Here is a 19,599-nt window from a genome sequence, read left to right on the forward strand (position 1 = left end):
CCGTGGCATGAATCACCTGATCCACTTCTCACAGCGCGGCTACCTGCCGGTAGATTCGGAGCCTCCTGGACGATCAAGTCTGAAACTTGTTCTAGATTAGCGTCCCGGCGTAATCTCGCGGGACAATGCAGGAAGAAGGGGGCCCAGAGTGACCGCTGAGGCCAGTCAGGCGGGTCCCCGGCAGGACCCGGCCGAGGACGGCGAGCGACCGCTCGACATCGCGCTCCTCACCTACAAGGGGAACCCGTTCTGCGGCGGGCAGGGCGTCTATGTGCGCCACCTCTCGCGCGAGCTGGCCCGCCTCGGCCACCGGGTGGAGGTGATCGGCTCCCAGCCCTACCCCGTGCTCGACGAGGGCCTCGACGGCCTGCGCCTGACCGAGCTGCCGAGCCTGGACCTCTACCGCCAGCCGGACCCCTTCCGCACCCCGAAGCGCGAGGAGTACCGCGACTGGGTCGACGCGCTGGAGGTCGCCACGATGTGGACGGGCGGCTTCCCCGAGCCGCTGACCTTCTCGCTCCGCGCCCGTCGCCATCTGCGCGCCCGGCGCGGCGAGTTCGACGTCGTGCACGACAACCAGACGCTCGGATACGGGCTGTTGGGCGATGTCGGCGCGCCGCTGGTGACCACCGTCCACCACCCCATCACCGTCGACCGGCAACTGGAGCTGGACGCCGCCGAGGGGTGGCAGCGGCGCTGGTCCGTGCGCCGCTGGTACGCCTTCACCCGGATGCAGAAGCGCGTCGCCCGCCGCCTGCCCTCGGTGCTCACCGTCTCCGGCACCTCCCGCCAGGAGATCGTCGACCACCTCGGGGTGCGCGAGGACCGCGTCCACGTCGTCCACATCGGCGCCGACACCGACCTGTTCTCCCCCGACCCCTCGGTGCCGCGGGTGCCGGGCCGGATCGTGACGACGTCCAGCGCGGACGTGCCGCTGAAGGGCCTGGTCTTCCTCGTCGAGGCGCTCGCCAAGGTCCGTACCGAACACCCCGGGGCGCACCTCGTCGTCGTCGGCAAGCAGCCCACCGAGGGGCCGGTCGCGCAGGCGGTCGAGCGGTACGGCCTGGAGGGCGCCGTCGAGTTCGTCAAGGGCATCTCGGACGCCGAACTGGTCGACCTGGTCCGCTCGGCCGAGGTCGCGTGCGTGCCGTCGCTGTACGAGGGGTTCTCCCTGCCGGCGGCGGAGGCGATGGCCACCGGCACCCCGCTGGTCGCCACGACCGGGGGCGCCATCCCCGAGGTCGCGGGCCGCGACGGCGAGACGTGCCTGGCGGTGCCGCCCGCGGACGCGGGCGCGCTGGCCGCCGCGCTGAGCCGGCTGCTGGAGGACGCGGAGCTGCGGGACCGGCTGGGCCGGGCCGGGCGCGAGCGGGTGCTGCGCCACTTCACCTGGGCTCGGGCCGCCGAGGGCACCGTGGCCCGGTACCGGGAGGCCATCGCCGCGGCCCGGGCCGGGCGCGCCACGGCCGTCGCCCCCGCCCGGTCACGGTCCACGGCCGTCGCGGTCGGCGCCGCCACGACCGGAAGCGGCCCGGCGGCAGCCGTCGCGGCCGGCGCCGAACCGTCTGCCGTGGCGACGGGCGGCGGACCGGCTGCCGTCGCGGCGGAGGCCGAACCGGCTGCCCTGGCCGTCCGCCCGGGGGTCACCGCCGTGGCGGCCGGAGCCGAGGCGCAGGCCGCGGTGGAGGCGGCCAAGTGAGAGGGGCCGGACCCCAGATGACCGACGTCGATTCCAACCGCGAAAGCAGGAGCACGTGCTGACCGTCGACTTCTCCCGGTTCCCGCTCGCCCCGGGCGACCGCGTCCTCGACCTCGGCTGCGGTGCCGGACGGCACGCGTTCGAGTGCTACCGGCGCGGCGCCCAGGTCGTGGCCCTCGACCGGAACGGCGAGGAGATCCGCGAGGTCGCCAAGTGGTTCGCCGCGATGAAGGAGGCGGGCGAGGCCCCGGCGGGCGCGACCGCGACGGCGATGGAGGGCGACGCCCTCGCGCTGCCCTTCCCGGACGAGTCCTTCGACGTCGTCATCATCTCCGAGGTGATGGAGCACATCCCGGACGACAAGGGCGTACTCGCCGAGATGGTGCGGGTGCTGAGGCCGGGCGGCCGGATCGCGGTCACCGTCCCGCGCTACGGCCCGGAGAAGGTCTGCTGGGCCCTGTCCGACGCCTACCACGAGGTCGAGGGCGGCCACATCCGCATCTACAAGGCCGACGAACTGCTCGCCAAGATGCGGGGAGCGGGCCTCAGGCCCTACGGCTCGCACCACGCGCACGCGCTGCACTCGCCGTACTGGTGGCTGAAGTGCGCCTTCGGCGTCGACAACGACAAGGCCCTGCCGGTGCGGGCGTACCACAAGCTGCTGGTCTGGGACATCATGAAGAAACCGCTGGCCACGCGGGTCGCCGAACAGGCGCTCAACCCGCTGATCGGCAAGAGCTTCGTGGCGTACGCGACCAAGCCCCACCTCCCCCGGGCGGCCGCCAAGTGACCACTCCCCGCACGGAACACCTCGTCCTGCCCGGAGTCCTCACCGCGGAGGAGGCCGCCGCGACGGTGCACGGCATCCTCGCCGAGCAGCGGGAGGACGGGGCGATCCCGTGGTTCCGCGGGCACCATCTCGACCCGTGGGACCACGTCGAGGCGGCGATGGCGCTGGACGCGGCGGGCGAGCACGAGGCGGCCGAGCGGGCCTACACCTGGCTGGCGCGGCACCAGCACGCCGACGGCTCCTGGTACGCGGCGTACGCCGACGGAGCCCACGACGACGTCACCGACCGGGGCCGCGAGACGAACTTCGTCGCCTACCCGGCCGTCGGGGTGTGGCACCACTACCTGTCCACCGGCGACGACGCGTTCCTGGACCGGATGTGGCCGGTGGTGTACGCGGCGGTCGAGTTCGTGCTGCGGATGCAGCAGCCGGGCGGCCAGATCGGCTGGAAGCGGGAGGCCGACGGCACGGCCACGGCGGACGCGCTGCTGACCGGAAGCTCCTCGATCCACCACGCGCTGTGCTGCGCCCTCGCCATCGCCGAGCAGCGGGAAGAGCCGCAGCCGGACTGGGAGTTGGCGGTCGGCACGCTGCGGCACGCGATCCGCCGGCACCCGGAGCGGTTCCTGGACAAGGACCGCTACTCGATGGACTGGTACTACCCGGTGCTGGGCGGCGCGCTCACCGGCGTGGAGGCCAAGGAGCGCATAGAGTCCGGCTGGGACCGCTTCGTGGTGCCCGGGCTCGGGGTACGCTGCGTGGTGCCCAACCCGTGGGTGACCGGCGGCGAGTCCGCCGAACTGGCCCTGACGCTCTGGGCGGTGGGGGAGTCCGACCGCGCCCTCGACGTCCTCAAGTCCATCCAGCACCTGCGCGATCCGGAGACCGGCCTGTACTGGACGGGCTACGTCTTCGAGGACGCCGCGATCTGGCCGCGCGAGCTCACCACGTGGACCGCCGGGTCCCTCCTCCTCGCCGTCGCCGCGCTCGGCGGCGACGAGGCCACCTGCACCGTCTTCAGCGCCGACCGGCTGCCGAGGGGGCTGGACCCGGACTGCTGCGGCTGACGGGTCAGCCGCGCATACGGCCGGCGATGGCGTGCCCCACGAACAGGTAGACCACCGCGGCCAGGCCGTAGCCGGCGACGACCCGGGCCCATGCCTCGTTGAAGGTGAACAGGTCACGCGACCAGCCGGCCAGTACGTCGGCCGCGTTGTGGACGAACTGGACCAGTTCGTTGGCCCGGTTGGCGTCCAGCAGATACATCAGGATCCACAGGCCGAGGATGAGGGCCATCACGTCCGCGATCATCGCGATGACTCTTCCGGCGGAGTTGGAGCCGCTGTGATAAGGGGACATGGCTTCCGTCTGGCCCCGGTGGCCTGATTGAAACCTTCCGCGCCGAGGCCGGCCGCCTCAGGCGTCGGGCTCCGCACCCGCGGCGTGTCCGGGTCCGGGGACGGCCCGAGCCCCATGTCCCCTCCAACTTGTCAACGGCGTACGTCAGTTGTGCGGAGCCGTGCGACGGTACGGCGATGGCCCCCCGCCCGGAAGGACGAGGGGCCGTTGCCGGGCCGACGGCGGAGGGACTCAGCCGCGCTGGATGTTGGACGCGTCCTGCAGGACACCGCGGCGGCCGTCCTGCATCTCGGCCAGCAGGCCCTGGCCGCGCTGCTCCACCGCCAAGTACCAAACACCCGGCGCCAGTTCGGCGATCTGCGACGAGCCGTCCTCCGCGAACAGCGGACGCGGGGCCGGCACCGCGAACCAGAACGGCGAGAAGGGCGCGGCCGGCTGCGGGGCCTGCTGCTGCGGCTGCCCGCCGAAGGGCTGGGTCTGCTGCGGCTGGCCGCCGAAAGGCTGCTGCTGGGCGCCCGGGTAGCCGTAACCGCCCTGCGGCTGGGCCCCGTAGGGCTGCGGCGCGGCGGGCTTGGGGGCCGGGACGAGCGCGGCCTGGAGGGCGGGGACCAGCGGGGTGGCGATGGCGGCACCGGCCAGGACCAGGGCCGCGACGAAGCCGAGGATGAGGCCCGCGCCGGCGCTGATCGAGCCGGGGGTGTCCACCAGCTGCCAGAACAGGGTCCACGCCACGAGGACCGTGAAGGCCGCCCCGACGGTGCCCAGGTCCAGGCCCGCCACCTTGCGGGGCTGCGGCAGGCAGCGGTTGACGACGATCAGCGCGGCGCCGACGACTCCGCCCATGTAGGTGCCCAGGCCCAGACCGAGTCCGTCCCAGGCATTGCCGCTGCTGACGAAGCTCGTGTCGTACAAGTCGAGGAACGACGCGATGAACAGCAACACCGCTGCTCCGATCACCACGCCGTCGCCTCGAGTGAGGGAGCGGATATTCACTTCAGGTCCTTCACAGGTCGTCTCGTCGTCGGTAGAGGCGTCGCCGTCACCGGGTCGCCGTCAGGCCCCGGTGCGAAGCGCGGGGATGGCCCTCATCGTAGGGACGACACTATCGTCCGTCCCGAGAGGGTGTCCGCCGGGATCAGCGCGCCGGTCATGACCCGCGCAGGAAACTCACGATTCCCTCAGAGATCCCCTGCGCCGCCTTCTGCCGCCAGGCCCCGCTGGTCAGCAGCGCCGCGTCCTTGCTATCGCGCATGTTGCCGCACTCGATGAACACCTTCGGAACCGTTGACAGATTGAGACCGCCCAGGTCCTTCCGTGTGACGAGTCCGGTGCCGCCGCCGATGTAGTTGGACGGCGCGTTCCCCGTGACACGCACGAAGTTGCCCGCGACCCGCTCGCCGAGGTCGCGCGAGGCGGCGGCGATCGGGCGGGTGTCGGCACGGCCGGCGTGCACGGACGCGGGGAGGATGACGTGGAAGCCGCGGTCGCCCGCGGCGGCGCCGTCGGCGTGCAGGGAGATCGCCGCGTCCGCGTGCGCGGCGTTGCCGATCCGGGCCCGCTCGTCCACGCACGGGCCCCAGGCCGGGGAGTCCCCGTCGTGCGTCAGCTTCACCGTGGCGCCCTGCTGCTGGAGCAGCGCGCGCAGCCGGTGCGCGAGATCCAGGCTGAACCGGGCCTCGGTGTAACCCGAGTTGGTGGACGTGCCCGTGGTGTCGCACTCCTTGCGGTTGGTGCCGATGTCCACCTGACGGTTGATCTCGGCGGTGTGCCGGAAGTTGCCGGGGTTGTGCCCCGGGTCGATGACGACGACCTTGCCCTTGAGGGAGCCGGAGGCGGCGGGCGCGGAGGCGGAGGGCTCCGTGCTCCGCGACGGCGCCGGGGAGGCGCCCGGCCGCTTGGAGTCGTCGCCGGGGGACGGGGCCGGGGCGGACGGGGGAGCGCTGGTGGCCGGTCGTGCGTCGGCCCGGTCCGCGCCGCCCCCGGAACCGTCCTTGCCGACCGCCTCGTACACGACCCAGCCGAGCAGCCCGCCGGGTACCAGCGCGGCGAGCGCGACGATCAGGGGCGCGCGCCGGGAGCGGCGGGGCTGCGGGGGATCGAAGTCCGGGCCTAGGTACGACACGTCAGCCACCCTAGCGGCCGGCCACGGCGCACATGGCCCGAGCCGGTCACCCGGAGCCCGGGCGGGACGGCGGCCCCGCGTCCGGCCCGAGCCCGTGACCCGTGGCCCGGTGCGAAATGGGCTCGCCGCGTCCGGCCCGCGCCCGTCACCCGTGGCCCCGCGTCCGGCCGTGCCGAGCCGCGTGCGCGGCCGGGGCCCGCGGACGCCGCGACGGCTCAGAAGCTGCCGATGATCAGCCACCCGGCGACCGCGAGCACGGCCGGGCAGCCCCCCACACCGAGGGCCTTGCCCAGTCCCTCGCGGCCCGAGATCTCGATCACGCGGCCCGCGATGCCGACCAGCGGCGCCCCGAAGACGATCAGGGGTGTCCCGAGCAGGAAGTCCACAGCCCCCACCCCCGTAGCGGATCACTCCCCGGTGATCCGGATGAGTGATCGTAGGGGCGGGGCGCGGCCGGGGGAAGGCTCAGGCGGTGCGGACCGGCACCTGCGTTCGCCGCAGGACGCGCAGCGAGCCGGTCGCCGGGAGCTCGGTGAACTCGCCCGACTCCAGGGCCCGGCGGTAGACGCGGTACGGGGCCTGCCCGGTGAACTCGTCCGCCGGGTCCGGGAACACGTCGTGGATGACGAGGAGGCCGCCCTCGGCGACATGGGGCGCCCAGCCCTCGTAGTCGGCGGCGGCGTGCTCGTCGGTGTGGCCGCCGTCGACGAACACCAGGCCGAGCGGGGTGTTCCAGAACGCGGCGATCTGCGGCGAGCGGCCGACCAGCGCCACCACGTGCTCCTCCAGGCCCGCCCGGTGCAGGGTGCGCCGGAACGTGGGCAGCGTGTCCATCAGGCCGATCTCCGGGTCGACCGTCTCCGGGTCGTGGTACTCCCAGCCGGGCTGCTGCTCCTCGCTGCCGCGGTGGTGGTCGACGGTGAGCGCGGTGACCCCGGACTGCCGGGCCGCGTCGGCCAGCAGGATCGTGGAGCGTCCGCAGTAGGTGCCCACCTCCAGCAGCGGCAGCCCGAGCCGTCCGGCCTCCACGGCGGCCGCGTACAGCGCCAGCCCCTCGTCGGTGGGCATGAACCCCTTGGCGGCCTCGAACGCGGCCAGGGTGTCCGGCTTGGGTGCCGCGGGCATGGGGGTCCTTCCGGTCGTACGTGCATGAGGGCCCCCATGCTGCCGCACCCTCCGCCGGAGGGGCGACGGAGGGTGCGGGAGGTGTGGGTCTCAGGCGCGGGCGCTCACGTGGTGACCGTCTCGCCCGGCAGGGACAGGTCCAGGTCGACCGGGCGGTCGTCACCGGTGTGGGTCGCCGAGGAGGCGTGCGGGCCGTGCCCGGTGGCGCGGGCGGCCAGCACGTAGGGGCCCTCGGCCGGGACGGCGAGGGCGTAGCTGCCGTCCGCCGCGGAGAGCGTGGCCCCCGCCTGCCGGCCGCGACGGTCGATCAGGGTGACCTTGGCGCGCGGGACCGGCGCCCCGTCGGCGCCCAGGACCCGCCCGCGGAAGCCGCGCAGCACATCCTGCGCGCGCTCCAGGTTGGCGTCCTCCTCGCTGCTCGCCCGCAGCTGCGGCCGCACCGACCGGTTCGGGCTCGGCAGGCACAGGGCCAGGACCAGGCCGAGGGCCACGGCGGCCGTCGCGATCAGGAAGGAGACCCGGAAACCGTGCATCGTCGGAACCGCCACGCCGCCGACGGGGTGCGCGGTGTTCGCCAGCACCATGCCGATCACGGCGCTCGACACCGAGGTGCCGATGGACCGCATCAGGGTGTTGAGGCCGTTGGCCGCGCCGGTCTCGGAGGCCGGGACCGCGCCGACGATCAGCGCGGGCAGGGACGAGTACGCCAGGCCTATGCCCGCGCCGAGGACCACCGAGGTGACCACCGTCTGCCAGGCCGCGTCCATCAGGCCGAGGCCGCCGCCGTAGCCGGCACCTATGACCAGCAGACCGAGGATCAGGGTCACCTTGGGGCCGTAGCGGGTGGACAGGCGGGCGTAGAGCGGCGCCGTGAACATCATCGTCAGGCCCAGCGGGGCCACGCACAGACCCGCCTCCACCATCGACCGGCCCAGGCCGTAGCCGGTGGCCTCGGGCAGCTGGAGCAGCTGGGGGAGGACGAGCGAGACGACGTAGAAGCTGACGCCGACCATGATCGAGGCGAGGTTGGTCAGCAACACCTCGCGGCGGGCGGTGGTGCGCAGGTCGACCAGCGGGGCCTTGACGCGCAGCTCCAGCACGCCCCACAGCAGCAGTACGACGAGGGCCGCGGCGAACATGCCGAGCGTCCTGCCGGAGGACCAGCCCCAGTCGCTGCCCTTGGTGACGGGCAGCAGGAGCAGGACGAGCCCGGCGGACAGGCCGAGCGCGCCGAGCAGGTCGAAGGAGCCCCGCGCGCGCATCGGGGACTCGGGGACGACGAGGAGGGTGAGGACGATGGAGAGCACGCCGAGGCCGGCGGCGCCGTAGAAGAGGGCGTGCCAGTTCGCGTGCTGGGCGACCAGGGCCGCTGCGGGCAGCGCGAGGCCGCCGCCGACGCCGATCGAGGAGCTCATCAGCGCCATCGCCGAGCCGAGCCGCTCGCGCGGCAGCATGTCCCGCATCAGGCCGATGCCGAGCGGGATGGCGCCCATCGCGAAGCCCTGGAGCGCACGGCCGACGATCATGGGCAGCAGAGTGCTGGTGAACGCGCTGACCAGCGCGCCCACCACCATCACCGCGAGGCTCGCGATCAGCATCCGCCGCTTGCCGTACAGGTCGCCGAGGCGGCCCATGATCGGCGTGGCCACCGCGCCCGAGAGCAGGGTCGAGGTCAGCACCCAGGTCGCGTTGCTGGGCGCGGTGTCCAGCAGCTGCGGCAGATCCTTGATGACCGGGACGAGCAGGGTCTGCATCACCGCGACAACGATGCCCGCGAAGGCGAGTACGGGGACGAGTGCCCCGCTCGCGCTCGGCGCGGGCCGGTCGGTCGTCGTGAGCGTCATGAAGTGGGGCCTCCGGGCCGGGGAGAGGGGTCGATGATCAACCGTGCGGGTAGCCCTCGGTGAACCCCGTACGTCCGGGTGCCTATTCCGATGCTTTGGCGTACTAACGATTTCTTGACCGTTCCGCAATGTCCTGACGCTGCGTCAGCTCTCGGTGGTACGTCGTGCGGCGTCCGGCCGTACGGGCGTCTCGCCGTGCGGGTCGTATCCGCACGGGACACCCATGACCTTGCGGCCGGACGATCACCCCATGTGCCTGAGTCGGCGCTGTGAACTCGTGGCCGTGCCCGCGTCCTCGACGGACAAGGAGGCCCGTCCATGAAGTCCTCAGTGCGCCTGCGCGGTGGCGGCTACCGTGCCGGTGGGGTGGTGAACCTCCTCTCCGGCACCACGGTCACCCGGAACACGCCGGACAACTGCTACCCGCCGGGCAGCGTCATGGGCTGTTCCACCCCGGCTGTTGGACGCCCGGCCAGGTCCGCGACACCGATGCCGCGGGACGCGCGCAGGCTCGCCCATCTCCGCGCGCTGCTCAAGAAGACCCCGGCCATCCGGGTCGCCGGCCCGGACTGAGCCACGGCTCCCTACAGCCACCCCTGCTGCCGTGCCTCCCGCATCGCCTCCATGCGGTTGCGGGTGCCGGTCTTGCCGATGGCGGCGGACAGGTAGTTGCGGACGGTGGACTCCGACAGATGCAGCCGGGCGGCGATGTCGGCGACCGTCGCGCCGTCCGCCGAGGCCTTCAGCACGTCGCACTCGCGGGCGGTGAGCGGGTTGGGCCCGGCGCTGAGGGCGGCCGCGGCGAGCGCCGGGTCGACCACCGTCTCGCCGGTGAGCACCCGGCGGACGGTGGCCGCCAGTTCCTCCACCGGGCCGTCCTTGACCAGGAAGCCCGCCGCGCCCGCCTCCATGGCGCGGCGCAGATAGCCGGGCCGGCCGAAGGTGGTCAGGATCACCACCCGGCAGTCGGGCACCTGCTCACGCAGGTCGGCGGCCGCGTCCAGACCGCTCCTGCCCGGCAGTTCGATGTCCAGCAGGGCCACGTCGGGCCGGTGGACCAGCGCGGCGTCCACGATCGCGTCGCCCGCCGGGACCTGGGCGACGACCTCCATGTCCTCCTCCATGCCGAGCAGGAGGGCGAGGGCGCCGCGCATCATCCCCTGGTCCTCGGCGAGCAGGATGCGGACGGGCTGGGCGGGCCGGTGGTTCCGGGGCATCTCGTTCACGGGTCAAGGGTAGGGAGCGGACCCGAGCCGATGCCGTCGTCCGCTCGTGCGGAGTGAGGGCCGGTGCCGGGGATCGCCGCGCGCCGGGCGCCGTGGGGAGTGGGCCGGGAGAGTCGCTGCGCCGCCTCCGTGGACCCGGCGACGTGCTCCTCCTGCCCCTTGGACGGGGCGAATTGTTCCTCCGGACCGGTGAAGTTCGCCGTGTCCACCGGGAGTTCGGCGGCGACCGTGAAGCCTCCGCGCGGCGAGGGGCCGGCCCGCAGGGAGCCGCCCGCCGCCGCGAGGCGCTCGGTCAGGCCCTTCAGACCGGTGCCGCCGATGCCCGGCGGATTCGGGGCCGGGGCAGAGGCGGAGGCGGGGGTGCCGTCGCCCTCGCCGTCGTCGGCGACCTCGAGCCGGACGCGTTCGGGCGTGCCGTCGACGGTGATCTCGCAGCGGGCCGCACCGCTGTGACGTACGGTGTTGGTGACCGCCTCCCGCACCACCCAGCCCAGCAGGGCCTCGGTCTGCGGCGTCAGCGGCGGCCCGGACCGGCGCACGACGGGCTCGATGCCGGCCGCGGTCAACGCCGAACGGGCCCCGTCCAGTTCGGTGCTGAGGCTGCCCTCGCGGTAGCCGGTGACCGCCTCGCGGATCTCCGTGAGCGCCTGCCGCCCGACGGACTCGATGTCCGTGATCTGCGTCAGCGCCGCCCCCATGTCGCGCGGCGCGAGCCGCCGGGCCGCCTCCGACTTCACCACGATCACCGACAGGGTGTGCCCGAGCAGGTCGTGCAGGTCGCGGGAGAAGCGCAGCCGCTCCTGCTCCACCGCGCGCCGCGCCAACTCCTCGCGGGCGGCGCGCAGTTCCCGTACCGCCTCGGACAGGGACAGGATCGCCGCCGTCACCATGGTGGAGATCCAGGTCGCGTACGCGATGCCGATTCCGTCCCAGCCGTCACGGGCGCAGCTGACCCCACCGGCGAGCGCGGCCACCGCCAGACCGGCGTAGCGCAGGTGCGGCCCGCGGAGCACGGCGCCCGTCGCCAGGCCCAGCAGGGGGAAGAACAACTGCCAGCTGCCGCCGTAGCCGGCCGCGAGCGCGCAGGCGACTGCCGCCAGCAGTCCGAGGGCGACCCGCGTCGACGCCGCGTTGCGGCAGCGGGGGTGGAAGGCGCGGAAGGCGATGTGTACGTAGAGGGAGTTGAAGACGAACAGGCCCAGGGCACCGATCCACGGGTTGGGCGTCTGGCCCCGGAAGATGTTGGAGAGGGCGCCCATTCCCATCAGCAGCCACGGCAGCAGGGTGAAACCGTTGGGCGGCGGCCCCGGGTTCTCGGCGGCCTTGCCGGCCTTGCGTTCTGCCCGCCACCCGGCCATAAGACGACGCTTCTCCTCCGCGCGGCGGCGCCGCCCCTCCCGCATCGGCCGCAGCACCGACCGCGACTTCTTCCTTGGCTCTGCGATGCCACACGTCCAGGGCATGTCCTCGTCCCCCGAATCTCCTCGATATCAGGCAATGCCCGCGCCGCGGCGGTGCGACAGGACTGCGTACGAACCGAAACGCGAGCAGCCAGGTGGTCAGCACGAGGATCGCACCGAGGGCCGCCGGTGTCCCGCCCGGCTCCGTCCCGCTCCTCTTCGCCATGACCACGACGCTACGAGTCCCGGCCACCGCACGGCAGAGGCGCTTGTCCGCTCTCCGGCAGGACAAATGTCACGGCCGACCGGACCGGCCTCCACTGAACTGGCACCGCGTCAGCAGCCTGCGCAACCGGCGGGCACTGGGCTATACAGGGGGCGCCGACTGGAACGCGTTCTGGAAGCGTCGGGTTCCGCGGCACCGTGACGACCCCGGTGCGGCCGGCGGTGCGGACGGCCGGCCGGGGTCTCGAGACCTCAGGAGTCCCATGCCCATCGACGCAGCCAAGGCCCTCGCCGCCGAGCCCCGGACCGGCGAGATCTCCTGGACTCCCAAGGACGTCCAGCTCTACCACCTCGGCATCGGCGCGGGCGTCCCCGCCACCGACCCCGACGAGCTGCGCTACACCCTGGAGTCCAGGCTGCACGTCCTGCCGAGCTTCGCCACCGTCGCCGGGGGCGGCCCACCCGGCGTGATCAGCGGTCTGTCCATGCCCGGTGTCGAGGTCGAACTCGCCCGGGTGCTGCACGGCGGCCAGGCGCTGACCGTGTCCCGGCCCCTGCCCGCGCGCGGCACCGCCACCGCCACCAGCCGGATCGTCGCCGTCCACGACAAGGGCAAGGCGGCCGTCCTCGTCCTGCGCACCGAGGTCACCGACGCCGACGGCCCCCTGTGGACCAGCGACGCCCGGATCTTCGTCCGCGGGGAGGGCGGCCGGGGCGGCGACCGCGGCCCCACCACCCGCCTTGTGGAGCCCACCGGCGCACCGGACCGGACCGTCGAGCGGCCGATCCGTGAGGACCAGGCCCTCCTGTACCGGCTGAGCGGCGACTACAACCCGCTGCACGCCGACCCCGAGTTCGCACGGCGCGCCGGGTTCGACCGGCCCATCCTGCACGGGCTGTGCACCTACGGCATGACACTGAAGGCCGTCGTGGACACCCTGCTCGGCGGTGACGTGACCCGGGTCCGCTCGTACACCGCGCGCTTCGCCGGGGTGGTGTACCCGGGCGAGACCCTGCGCGTCCGCATGTGGCGGCAGGAGGGGGCGGTGCGGGTCGCCGTGAGCGCCGCTGAGCGGGACGACGCCCCCGTCCTCGCCGACACCGTCGTCGAACACACCTGAACCGTCCGGGGGGACAGGTACGCCACGACCGCCGGAGGGACCGTCAGCCGTCGTCGGCGGGGTGGACCGCGGGCGGAGGGTGGAGAAGTCCACGGCCGTCGAGGTCCTCGGCCCCGCCGCGCGTAGCGCCACAACGGCGAAGGGGCCCGGACTTCCAGGAAGTCCGGGACCCTTCGCCGTCCGCTGTCCGCTGTCAGGCGGCCGCTTGGGCCTTCTCCGCGGGCTTGCGGTGGCGGCCGCTGGGGGCCGCCTCGCCGTCGTGGGACGAGACCGGACCGCGGTGCCTGCCGTGACCGGTGGCCTCCTGGGCGCCCTCGTCGGGCAGCGGCTGGTTCGTGCTGGCGTCGTTCATCGGAAGAATTCACCCCGTCAACATCATCTTTCGTACAGCCGGGCGAGTCTAACCGGCACACCTCGGGCGAAATCCAGGCGGCCACGCCGACCGGCACGACTTCGTTACCTGCGCGCCATACGGTCCGTCAGAGGCGCCTGCTGCAACGGGACCGGGCGGGGCGCGACAGGTTCCGGCGGCAACGGGCGTGCCGCCGCCGCGGGTTCGGCGTCCGGTTCTCCGCGCGGACAGGGGCCCGACCCGTCACCCGAGGCCCGTGTCCCGGCGGCCGGCGCCCGCGCCACCGACGCCTGCCCGGCCGACGTCCGCGCGGCGCCCGCTCCTTCGCCTTCGGCGGCCCCGGCATCGGAGAGCTCCCCTGCGTCCGAGAGGCCCCCGCCGGACGGTTCCCCGGCTCCGGACGGCGCCCTCTCCGCGCCCGCGGAGCCCTCACGCGCCGCCGGGTGCGGCGACGCCTGCCCGAGCGGTGCCTCCCACGCGGCCACCCCGCAGGGCACGGCCTCGGTCGCGTACGGCAGCCGCAGCGTCCCGTCCGCGGTCCACAGCCCGGCCCCGGTCAACCACCCCTCGGGCGCGGGCAGATGGACCACCTGCCGTTCGGTGGGCCGCCACACGCCGACCCAGCTGCCGAGGGCGCCGTCGCAGCGCAGCGCCACCCCGCAGTGCTCCGGGGTCAGCACCTGCCCCGGCTGGATGGCGAACGGGGTCACCACGCAGTCCGGCAGCCGCAGGCACTCCGGGAAGCGCACCGGCAGAGTGCTGCCGAGCACGCCCCAGCCCAGCCGTTCCTCCCCGGGGGAGGGCGCGTCCGAGCGGATCAGCAGCAGCCCGCTGTCCGGGTCGGCGAGCAGCAGCCGGTCGTCGCTGTCGGCGGTGATCTGCAGCAGCGGCGACACCGCGCCGTCGCGCCCGAGGTCCACCACGACCGTCTTGGTCCGCCCCAGGGCCTCCCGGTCCAGCGCCAGCATCCGTCCCGCGCGGTCCAGCCAGACCCCGCCCGAACAGTGCCCCGGCACCTCGGCCACCAGCTCGGGCCCCAGGGCGCCGCCCACCACCAGCCACACCGCCGTGGAACGCCGGCCGACGGCGAGCGCGTAGGCCCGCTCGCCGTCGGGCGCCGGGGGCAGCAGCCGCAGGCCGGTGTCCTCCGGGCACTCGACCGCGCCGAGCGGCAGCTCCCCGGTGCCGGGGCCGGTCGGATACAGCAGGGAGAAGGCGTGCCGCCCGGCAGTCGGCCGCCGGATGAGGACCCGGCCGTCGGCCATCGGCTGCACCTCCGTACCGGGCTCCTCGGGCTGGTTGCCGGGCAGCGGCACCGTGTAGGGCTCGGGGCCGTCCAGCGTCCAGCGCTCCGGGTAAAGGGAGTCGCCGCTGCGCGCCAGCCGGGCCGCGTAGGCTCCGTCCGCCGTGATCGTGCAGCCTGCCTGCGGCGTACCGCCGTGCTCGTTGTCCGCCGTGGGTTCGATGGCACAGGCCGTCATCGTCGGTCACCTCCGGTGACGACGCTAGTTTTCGTCGGTGCGGCGGCAGGAGCGGCGGGCGGCGGCTTCACACATAAGGGTGGAGCAGAAGCGATTCTGCTGAGGGGGTGGAGACGTGTGTGCTGGACGCGTGCGCCCCGGGCCCGGGCGACGGCACCGGTTCAGCCGCGGAGATCGGGCAGGTAGCCTTGCACCCGTGCCCCGTCTGTGTGAAGTCATCGCCGCGCTGGAGAACCTGTGGCCCGCCGAGCGGGCCGAGTCCTGGGACGCGGTCGGCACCGTCGTGGGCGACCCCGACCAGGAGGTCACCCGGGTCCTGTTCGCCGTCGATCCCGTCCAGGAGACCGTCGACGAGGCGGTGAAGCTGGGCGCGGACCTGCTGGTCACCCACCACCCGCTCTACCTGCGCGGTACGACGACGGTCGCGGCCTCCACCTTCAAGGGCCGCGTGGTGCACACCCTCATCAAGCACGACATCGCGCTGCACGTGGCGCACACCAACGCGGACACCGCCGACCCGGGCGTCTCCGACGCCCTCGCGGGCGCGCTGGACCTGCGGGTCGTACGGCCCCTGGTGCCCGACACCACCGACCCGGAGGGCCGCCGCGGCCTGGGCCGCGTCTGCGCGCTGGACCACCCGCTGACCGTTCGCGAGTTCGCCGCGCGCGCCGCCGAGCGGCTGCCCGCCACCGCGCAGGGCATCCGCGTCGCCGGCGACCCGGAGGCCCTCGTCCGCACGGTCGTCGTCAGCGGCGGCTCCGGCGACAGCCTCTTCGACGCCGTACGGGCCGCCGGTGCCGACGCCTTCCTCACCGCGGACCTGCGCCACCACCCGGCCTCCGAGTTCGTGGCGGCCTCCGCCCACAGCCCCCTCGCGCTGCTCGACGCGGCGCACTGGGCCACCGAGTGGCCCTGGTGCGAGCTGGCCGCAGCCCAGCTCGACGAAATCTCCGACCGGCACGGATGGGACCTGCGCGTGCACGTCTCGGCCACGGTCACCGACCCCTGGACCGCCCACGCGGCGTCCACCGCCACCGCCCGCCCGTCGCCCGCCACCACCCTTCCAACGAGCGCTTCGCGCACCCCTTCGAATGCCCCGGGAGCCCCCAACTGAACGCCGCGCCCGCCGACCAGATCCGACTGCTCGACGTCCAGGCCCTCGACGTCCGCCTGCAGCAGCTCGCGCACAAGCGGAAGTCCCTGCCCGAGCACGCCGAGATCGAGGCCCTGACGAAGGATCTGACGCAACTGCGCGACCTGCTGGTGGCCGCGCAGACCGAGGAGAGCGACACCGCCCGCGAGCAGACCAAGGCCGAGCAGGACGTGGACCAGGTGCGCCAGCGCGCCGCCCGCGACCAGCAGCGCCTCGACTCCGGCGCCGTCACCTCCCCGAAGGACCTGTCGAACCTCCAGCACGAGATCGCCTCCCTCGCCAAGCGCCAGGGCGACCTGGAGGACGTCGTCCTGGAGGTCATGGAGCGCCGCGAGTCCGCGCAGGAGCGGGTCGCCGAGCTCACCGAGCGGGTCGGCTCCGTACAGTCCAAGATCGACGACGCGACCGGGCGCCGGGACGCGGCCTTCGAGGAGATCGACGGCGAGGCGGCGTCCGTGACCAAGGAGCGGGAGGTCGTCGCCGGCTCCGTCCCCGCGGACCTGCTCAAGCTGTACGACAAGCTGCGCGCGCAGCAGGGCGGCATCGGCGCGGCGAAGCTGTACCAGCGCACCTGCCAGGGCTGCCGCCAGGAGCTCGCCATCACCGAGCTGAGCGAGATCCGCGCGGCCGCCCCCGACACGGTCGTACGCTGCGAGAACTGCCGCCGGATCCTGGTGCGCACCGCCGAGTCCGGCCTCTGACCGGGCGCGCGGTCGGTGGTCGGGCGGGCAGGTCGGTAGGGCCGGTAGGGCCGGTAGGGAGCAGTACGGCGTGCGGGAGTTCATCGTCGAGGCGGACGGCGGGTCGCGGGGCAACCCCGGGCCCGCGGGCTACGGGGCCGTGGTGATCGACGCGGCGACGGGGGAGACGCTGGCGCGGGTCTCCGAGTACCTGGGCACCACCACGAACAACGTGGCCGAGTACCGGGGCCTGCTGGCCGGCCTGCGCGCCGCGCGCGAACTGGACCCCGCGGCACGGGTGCACGTCCGCATGGACTCCAGGCTCGTCGTGGAGCAGATGTCCGGCCGCTGGAAGATCAAGCACCCCGGCCTCCGACGGCTGGCGACGGAGGCGGCCCGGGTCTTCCCGCCCGAGCGGGTCACCTACGAGTGGATCCCGCGCGACCAGAACAAACAGGCCGACCGCCTGGCCAACGAGGCGATGGACACGGGGACGTCTCCCGACACCGGTGCGCCCGACACCGGCACGCCCGACGAGCGTGCGGATGTTGTCACCGGCACGCCCGACGAGCGTGCGGATGTTGTCACCGGCGCGGATGCCGAGGCGCGTGCCGTCACCGGCCCGGATGCCGAGGCGGGTGCCGTCACCGGCCCGGATGCCGAGGCGGGTGCCGTCACCGGCCCGGATGCCGAGGCAGGTGCCGCCACCGGCGTGGGTGCCGGAGCCCGTGCAGCCGCCGGCGCGGATGCCGGACCCCCCGCCCCCGCGGGCGCCGATGTCAGGGCCGCGCGGGTCGTCTCGCCCGGGTGGGCTCCCGCGGATCTCGGCGCTCCCTCCACCTTCGTCCTGCTGCGGCACGGCGAGACCCCGCTGACCCCGCAGAAGCGGTTCTCCGGCAGCGGCGGGACCGACCCCTCCCTCTCCGCCGTGGGCCGGGAGCAGGCCGAGCGCGTCGCGGCGGCCCTCGCCCGGCGCGGCACGATCCAGGCCGTCGTCTCCTCGCCCCTGGCCCGCACCCGCGAGACCGCCGGCATCGTCGCCGCCCGCCTCGGCCTGGGCGTCACCGTCGAAGAGGGCCTGCGCGAAACGGACTTCGGCGCCTGGGAGGGGCTCACCTTCGCCGAGGTCCGCGAGCGCCACCCGGACGACCTGAACGCCTGGCTGGCCTCCCCCGAGGCCGAACCCACCGGCGGCGGTGAGAGCTTCGCCGCGACCGCCGTCCGGATCGCCGCCACCCGCGACAAGCTGGTCGCCGCCCACGCGGGCCGTACCGTCCTGCTGGTCACGCACGTCACCCCGATCAAGACGTTCGTCCGCCTGGCGCTCGGCGCCCCGCCCGAGTCACTGTTCCGCATGGAGCTGTCGGCGGCCTCGCTGTCGGCGGTGGCGTACTACGCGGACGGCAACGCGAGCGTCCGGCTGCTCAACGACACCTCGCACCTGCGCTGAGCCCCGCCGCCTCACGGGCCAGCCGCTCGATCCGGGACCAGTCCCGCGCGGCCACCGCGTCCGGCGGCAGCATCCAACTCCCGCCGACACACCCGACATTGGGCAGCGCCAGATACGTAGGCGCGGTGTCCGGGCCGATGCCCCCGGTCGGGCAGAAGCGGGCCTGGGGGAGCGGGCCGGACAGGGACTTCAGATAGGCGGTGCCACCGGCCGCCTGGGCCGGGAAGAACTTCATCTCCCGCACCCCGCGCTCCAGCAGCGCCACCACCTCCGTCGTCGTCGACACCCCCGGCAGGTACGGCACCCCGGACCCCCGCATCGCCTCCAGCAGGGCGTCCGTCCAGCCGGGGCTCACCAGGAACCGCGCCCCGGCCGCCACGCAGTCCGGCACCTGGCCCGGGGAGATGACCGTGCCCGCGCCCACCACCGCGTCCGGCACCGCGCCGGCGACGGCCCGGATCCCGTCGAGCGCGGCCGGCGTCCGCAGCGTCACCTCGATCGCGGGCAGCCCGCCGGCCACCAGCGCCCGGGCCAGCGGCACCGCGTCCGCGGCGTCGTCGAGGACGACCACGGGCACGACGGGAGCGAGATCGAGCACGGAGAACGGCGCGGGCACGGGGGTGGAGGGCATGGCCGTATCCTGCCCATGCCCTTCATTCTGCGCAAAGGACGTTGCGCATGTTGCAACGTCCCGGAAGTGTCAGCCGTGTCAGTGGATCTCCGTCACCACCACGTCCAGCGCCCACGGCCTCCCCGCCCTCGCGGGCGGCTCCGCCTCCACCACGTACCCGAGGTCGCGCAGCGCCTCCACCAGCTCGGCCGGGTCCTTCGGCGCGGCCCCCTCGGTCAGCAGGGCGCGGACGATCCGGCCCTTGGTCGCCTTGTTGAAGTGGCTGACGACCGACCGCTTCTCCACGCCGTCCACCGTCTGCGCGTGCAGCACCCGCACGGTCGCCGTCCGGCCCGCGACCTCGCCCTTCGGCTTCCAGGCGGCCGCGTACGCGGAGGACCGCAGGTCCAGCACCAGCCCGCAGCCGGCCGCGTCGGGCAGCACCGAGGCCATCGGCGCGCGCCAGTACGCGCCCAGCGCCCCGATCCCCGGCAGCCGCACCCCCATCGAGCAGCGGTAGGACGGGATCCGGTCGGTCACCCGGACGGCACCCCACAGCCCCGAGAACACCAGCAGCGACCGCGCCGCGCGCCGCTTGGCGGCAGTGTCGAGGGAGGCCAGGCCGAGGGCGTCGTAGAGCACCCCGGTGTAGATCTCCCCGGCGGGGCGCGCGCCCGCCGTGCGCAGCTCCGCGTTCTTGGCGACCTCGCCGCGCAGGCCCTCGCTCAGCCCGAGCACCTCGCGGGCCTTGTCCTCGTCGCCCGCGCACAGCTCGACCAGTTCGCCGAGGACGGCCTCCCGGGGGGCGGCGAGCCCCGGCAGCGACAGCGACTCCGGCCGCAGCGGGGCGCCACGCCCGGAGGAGGCCTTGCCTTCGGACGGCGGCAGCAGGACAAGCACGGGGTCACTCCTTCTGTGGGACTCCGCGCCAGCGTACGGCGTGCCGCCCGGGCACCCCCGGC

General features: G+C 74.0%; 20 protein-coding genes. 8 read left to right on the top strand and 12 right to left on the bottom strand.

Translation table 11 applies throughout. From position 1 onward, the window contains the following. Positions 1–148 precede the first annotated feature (148 nt). The 3 genes from ACF1A5_RS26525 to ACF1A5_RS26535 are packed head-to-tail and all read left to right on the top strand — an operon-like array spanning position 149 to position 3,556. Positions 149–1,699, top strand: a complete 1,551-nt coding sequence (locus ACF1A5_RS26525; protein WP_392195386.1) for a glycosyltransferase family 4 protein — start codon at positions 149–151, stop codon at positions 1,697–1,699. Positions 1,700–1,754: 55 nt separating this feature from the next. Continuing rightward, positions 1,755–2,489 (top strand): class I SAM-dependent methyltransferase, encoded by a 735-nt coding sequence (locus ACF1A5_RS26530; RefSeq protein WP_356185736.1) that lies wholly within the window; start codon positions 1,755–1,757, stop codon positions 2,487–2,489. Beyond that, the gene (locus tag ACF1A5_RS26535; RefSeq protein ID WP_392195387.1) at positions 2,486–3,556 is read left to right on the top strand and encodes a prenyltransferase/squalene oxidase repeat-containing protein; all 1,071 of its coding nucleotides are present in this window, start codon (positions 2,486–2,488) and stop codon (positions 3,554–3,556) included. Before ACF1A5_RS26530 ends, ACF1A5_RS26535 begins: the two co-directional genes overlap by 4 nt. A 4-nt stretch (positions 3,557–3,560) precedes the next feature. Here ACF1A5_RS26535 and ACF1A5_RS26540 read toward each other — a convergent pair whose 3' ends face one another. From ACF1A5_RS26540 to ACF1A5_RS26565, 6 genes are all read right to left on the bottom strand, one after another. After that, entirely contained in the window at positions 3,561–3,848 is a 288-nt protein-coding gene (locus ACF1A5_RS26540; protein ID WP_392195388.1) for a hypothetical protein, read from the bottom strand. A 231-nt stretch (positions 3,849–4,079) separates the two neighbouring features. Further along, a complete protein-coding gene (locus ACF1A5_RS26545) occupies positions 4,080–4,808 on the bottom strand; it encodes a hypothetical protein (protein WP_392195389.1) in 729 nt (242 codons plus the stop codon). A 187-nt stretch (positions 4,809–4,995) separates the two neighbouring features. Continuing rightward, positions 4,996–5,970, bottom strand: coding sequence for an N-acetylmuramoyl-L-alanine amidase (locus tag ACF1A5_RS26550; RefSeq protein ID WP_392195390.1), 975 nt, complete (start codon positions 5,968–5,970; stop codon positions 4,996–4,998). A gap of 215 nt (positions 5,971–6,185) precedes the next feature. Beyond that, positions 6,186–6,365, bottom strand: a complete 180-nt coding sequence (locus tag ACF1A5_RS26555) for a hypothetical protein (RefSeq protein ID WP_392195391.1) — start codon at positions 6,363–6,365, stop codon at positions 6,186–6,188. Between the two features lie 70 nt (positions 6,366–6,435). Continuing rightward, positions 6,436–7,095: a class I SAM-dependent methyltransferase gene (locus tag ACF1A5_RS26560; RefSeq protein WP_392195392.1), complete on the bottom strand. Its 660-nt coding sequence runs from the start codon at positions 7,093–7,095 to the stop codon at positions 6,436–6,438. Positions 7,096–7,199: 104 nt separating this feature from the next. Next, positions 7,200–8,939 carry an MFS transporter gene (locus tag ACF1A5_RS26565; RefSeq protein WP_392195393.1) on the bottom strand — a complete coding sequence of 580 codons (1,740 nt, stop codon included), beginning with the start codon at positions 8,937–8,939 and terminating at the stop codon, positions 7,200–7,202. A gap of 318 nt (positions 8,940–9,257) precedes the next feature. On the opposite strand from ACF1A5_RS26565, the gene ACF1A5_RS26570 reads away from it, so the two are divergent. Beyond that, on the top strand, positions 9,258–9,512 hold the full coding sequence (locus ACF1A5_RS26570; RefSeq protein WP_392195394.1) for a hypothetical protein: 255 nt from the start codon (positions 9,258–9,260) through the stop codon (positions 9,510–9,512). 11 nt (positions 9,513–9,523) lie between these two features. On the opposite strand, the gene ACF1A5_RS26575 is transcribed toward ACF1A5_RS26570, so the two are convergent. Together ACF1A5_RS26575 and ACF1A5_RS26580 are read right to left on the bottom strand one after the other, a co-directional pair. Further along, complete coding sequence (locus ACF1A5_RS26575; protein WP_392195512.1) at positions 9,524–10,156, bottom strand: response regulator; 633 nt, start codon at positions 10,154–10,156, stop codon at positions 9,524–9,526. 5 nt (positions 10,157–10,161) lie between these two features. After that, positions 10,162–11,628, bottom strand: a complete 1,467-nt coding sequence (locus ACF1A5_RS26580) for a sensor histidine kinase (protein ID WP_392195395.1) — start codon at positions 11,626–11,628, stop codon at positions 10,162–10,164. A gap of 425 nt (positions 11,629–12,053) precedes the next feature. On the opposite strand from ACF1A5_RS26580, the gene ACF1A5_RS26585 reads away from it, so the two are divergent. Continuing rightward, entirely contained in the window at positions 12,054–12,911 is an 858-nt protein-coding gene (locus ACF1A5_RS26585) for a MaoC/PaaZ C-terminal domain-containing protein (RefSeq protein ID WP_392195396.1), read from the top strand. Positions 12,912–13,104: 193 nt separating this feature from the next. Here ACF1A5_RS26585 and ACF1A5_RS26590 read toward each other — a convergent pair whose 3' ends face one another. Continuing rightward, positions 13,105–13,263, bottom strand: coding sequence for a hypothetical protein (locus tag ACF1A5_RS26590; protein ID WP_392195397.1), 159 nt, complete (start codon positions 13,261–13,263; stop codon positions 13,105–13,107). A 104-nt stretch (positions 13,264–13,367) separates the two neighbouring features. Next, the gene (locus ACF1A5_RS26595) at positions 13,368–14,744 is read right to left on the bottom strand and encodes a hypothetical protein (protein ID WP_392195398.1); all 1,377 of its coding nucleotides are present in this window, start codon (positions 14,742–14,744) and stop codon (positions 13,368–13,370) included. Between the two features lie 196 nt (positions 14,745–14,940). Here ACF1A5_RS26595 and ACF1A5_RS26600 point away from each other — a divergent pair, with 196 nt between their 5' ends. The 3 genes from ACF1A5_RS26600 (at position 14,941) to ACF1A5_RS26610 (ending at position 18,027) form a co-directional block, all read left to right on the top strand. Next, the gene (locus ACF1A5_RS26600) at positions 14,941–15,858 is read left to right on the top strand and encodes a Nif3-like dinuclear metal center hexameric protein (protein WP_392195399.1); all 918 of its coding nucleotides are present in this window, start codon (positions 14,941–14,943) and stop codon (positions 15,856–15,858) included. Further along, positions 15,855–16,598, top strand: a complete 744-nt coding sequence (locus ACF1A5_RS26605; protein WP_392195513.1) for a zinc ribbon domain-containing protein — start codon at positions 15,855–15,857, stop codon at positions 16,596–16,598. The genes ACF1A5_RS26600 and ACF1A5_RS26605 overlap by 4 nt, the downstream gene beginning before the upstream one ends. Before the next feature lie 70 nt (positions 16,599–16,668). Then, entirely contained in the window at positions 16,669–18,027 is a 1,359-nt protein-coding gene (locus ACF1A5_RS26610) for a bifunctional RNase H/acid phosphatase (RefSeq protein WP_392195400.1), read from the top strand. On the opposite strand, the gene eda is transcribed toward ACF1A5_RS26610, so the two are convergent. Further along, positions 18,002–18,658 carry a bifunctional 4-hydroxy-2-oxoglutarate aldolase/2-dehydro-3-deoxy-phosphogluconate aldolase gene (gene eda, locus ACF1A5_RS26615; protein ID WP_392195401.1) on the bottom strand — a complete coding sequence of 219 codons (657 nt, stop codon included), beginning with the start codon at positions 18,656–18,658 and terminating at the stop codon, positions 18,002–18,004. The two genes, ACF1A5_RS26610 and eda, sit on opposite strands and share 26 nt — an antisense overlap. A gap of 78 nt (positions 18,659–18,736) precedes the next feature. Beyond that, on the bottom strand, positions 18,737–19,537 hold the full coding sequence (gene yaaA, locus ACF1A5_RS26620) for a peroxide stress protein YaaA (RefSeq protein WP_392195402.1): 801 nt from the start codon (positions 19,535–19,537) through the stop codon (positions 18,737–18,739). Positions 19,538–19,599: the final 62 nt, after the last annotated feature.

This window comes from Streptomyces sp. NPDC014864 (assembly GCF_043081525.1).
In the GTDB taxonomy this organism is placed as follows: Bacteria; Actinomycetota; Actinomycetes; order Streptomycetales; family Streptomycetaceae; genus Streptomyces.

Bases quoted from the DNA above. Each gene is read 5' to 3' on its own strand.
- ACF1A5_RS26570 (WP_392195394.1), top strand. From the start codon at position 9,258: ATGAAGTCCTCAGTGCGCCTGCGCGGTGGCGGCTACCGTGCCGGTGGG.
- eda (WP_392195401.1), bottom strand. From the start codon at position 18,658: ATGCCCTCCACCCCCGTGCCCGCGCCGTTCTCCGTGCTCGATCTCGCT.
- ACF1A5_RS26590 (WP_392195397.1), bottom strand. From the start codon at position 13,263: ATGAACGACGCCAGCACGAACCAGCCGCTGCCCGACGAGGGCGCCCAG.
- ACF1A5_RS26575 (WP_392195512.1), bottom strand. From the start codon at position 10,156: ATGCCCCGGAACCACCGGCCCGCCCAGCCCGTCCGCATCCTGCTCGCC.
- ACF1A5_RS26595 (WP_392195398.1), bottom strand. From the start codon at position 14,744: ATGACGGCCTGTGCCATCGAACCCACGGCGGACAACGAGCACGGCGGT.
- ACF1A5_RS26580 (WP_392195395.1), bottom strand. From the start codon at position 11,628: ATGCCCTGGACGTGTGGCATCGCAGAGCCAAGGAAGAAGTCGCGGTCG.
- ACF1A5_RS26560 (WP_392195392.1), bottom strand. From the start codon at position 7,095: ATGCCCGCGGCACCCAAGCCGGACACCCTGGCCGCGTTCGAGGCCGCC.
- ACF1A5_RS26585 (WP_392195396.1), top strand. From the start codon at position 12,054: ATGCCCATCGACGCAGCCAAGGCCCTCGCCGCCGAGCCCCGGACCGGC.
- ACF1A5_RS26540 (WP_392195388.1), bottom strand. From the start codon at position 3,848: ATGTCCCCTTATCACAGCGGCTCCAACTCCGCCGGAAGAGTCATCGCG.
- ACF1A5_RS26565 (WP_392195393.1), bottom strand. From the start codon at position 8,939: ATGACGCTCACGACGACCGACCGGCCCGCGCCGAGCGCGAGCGGGGCA.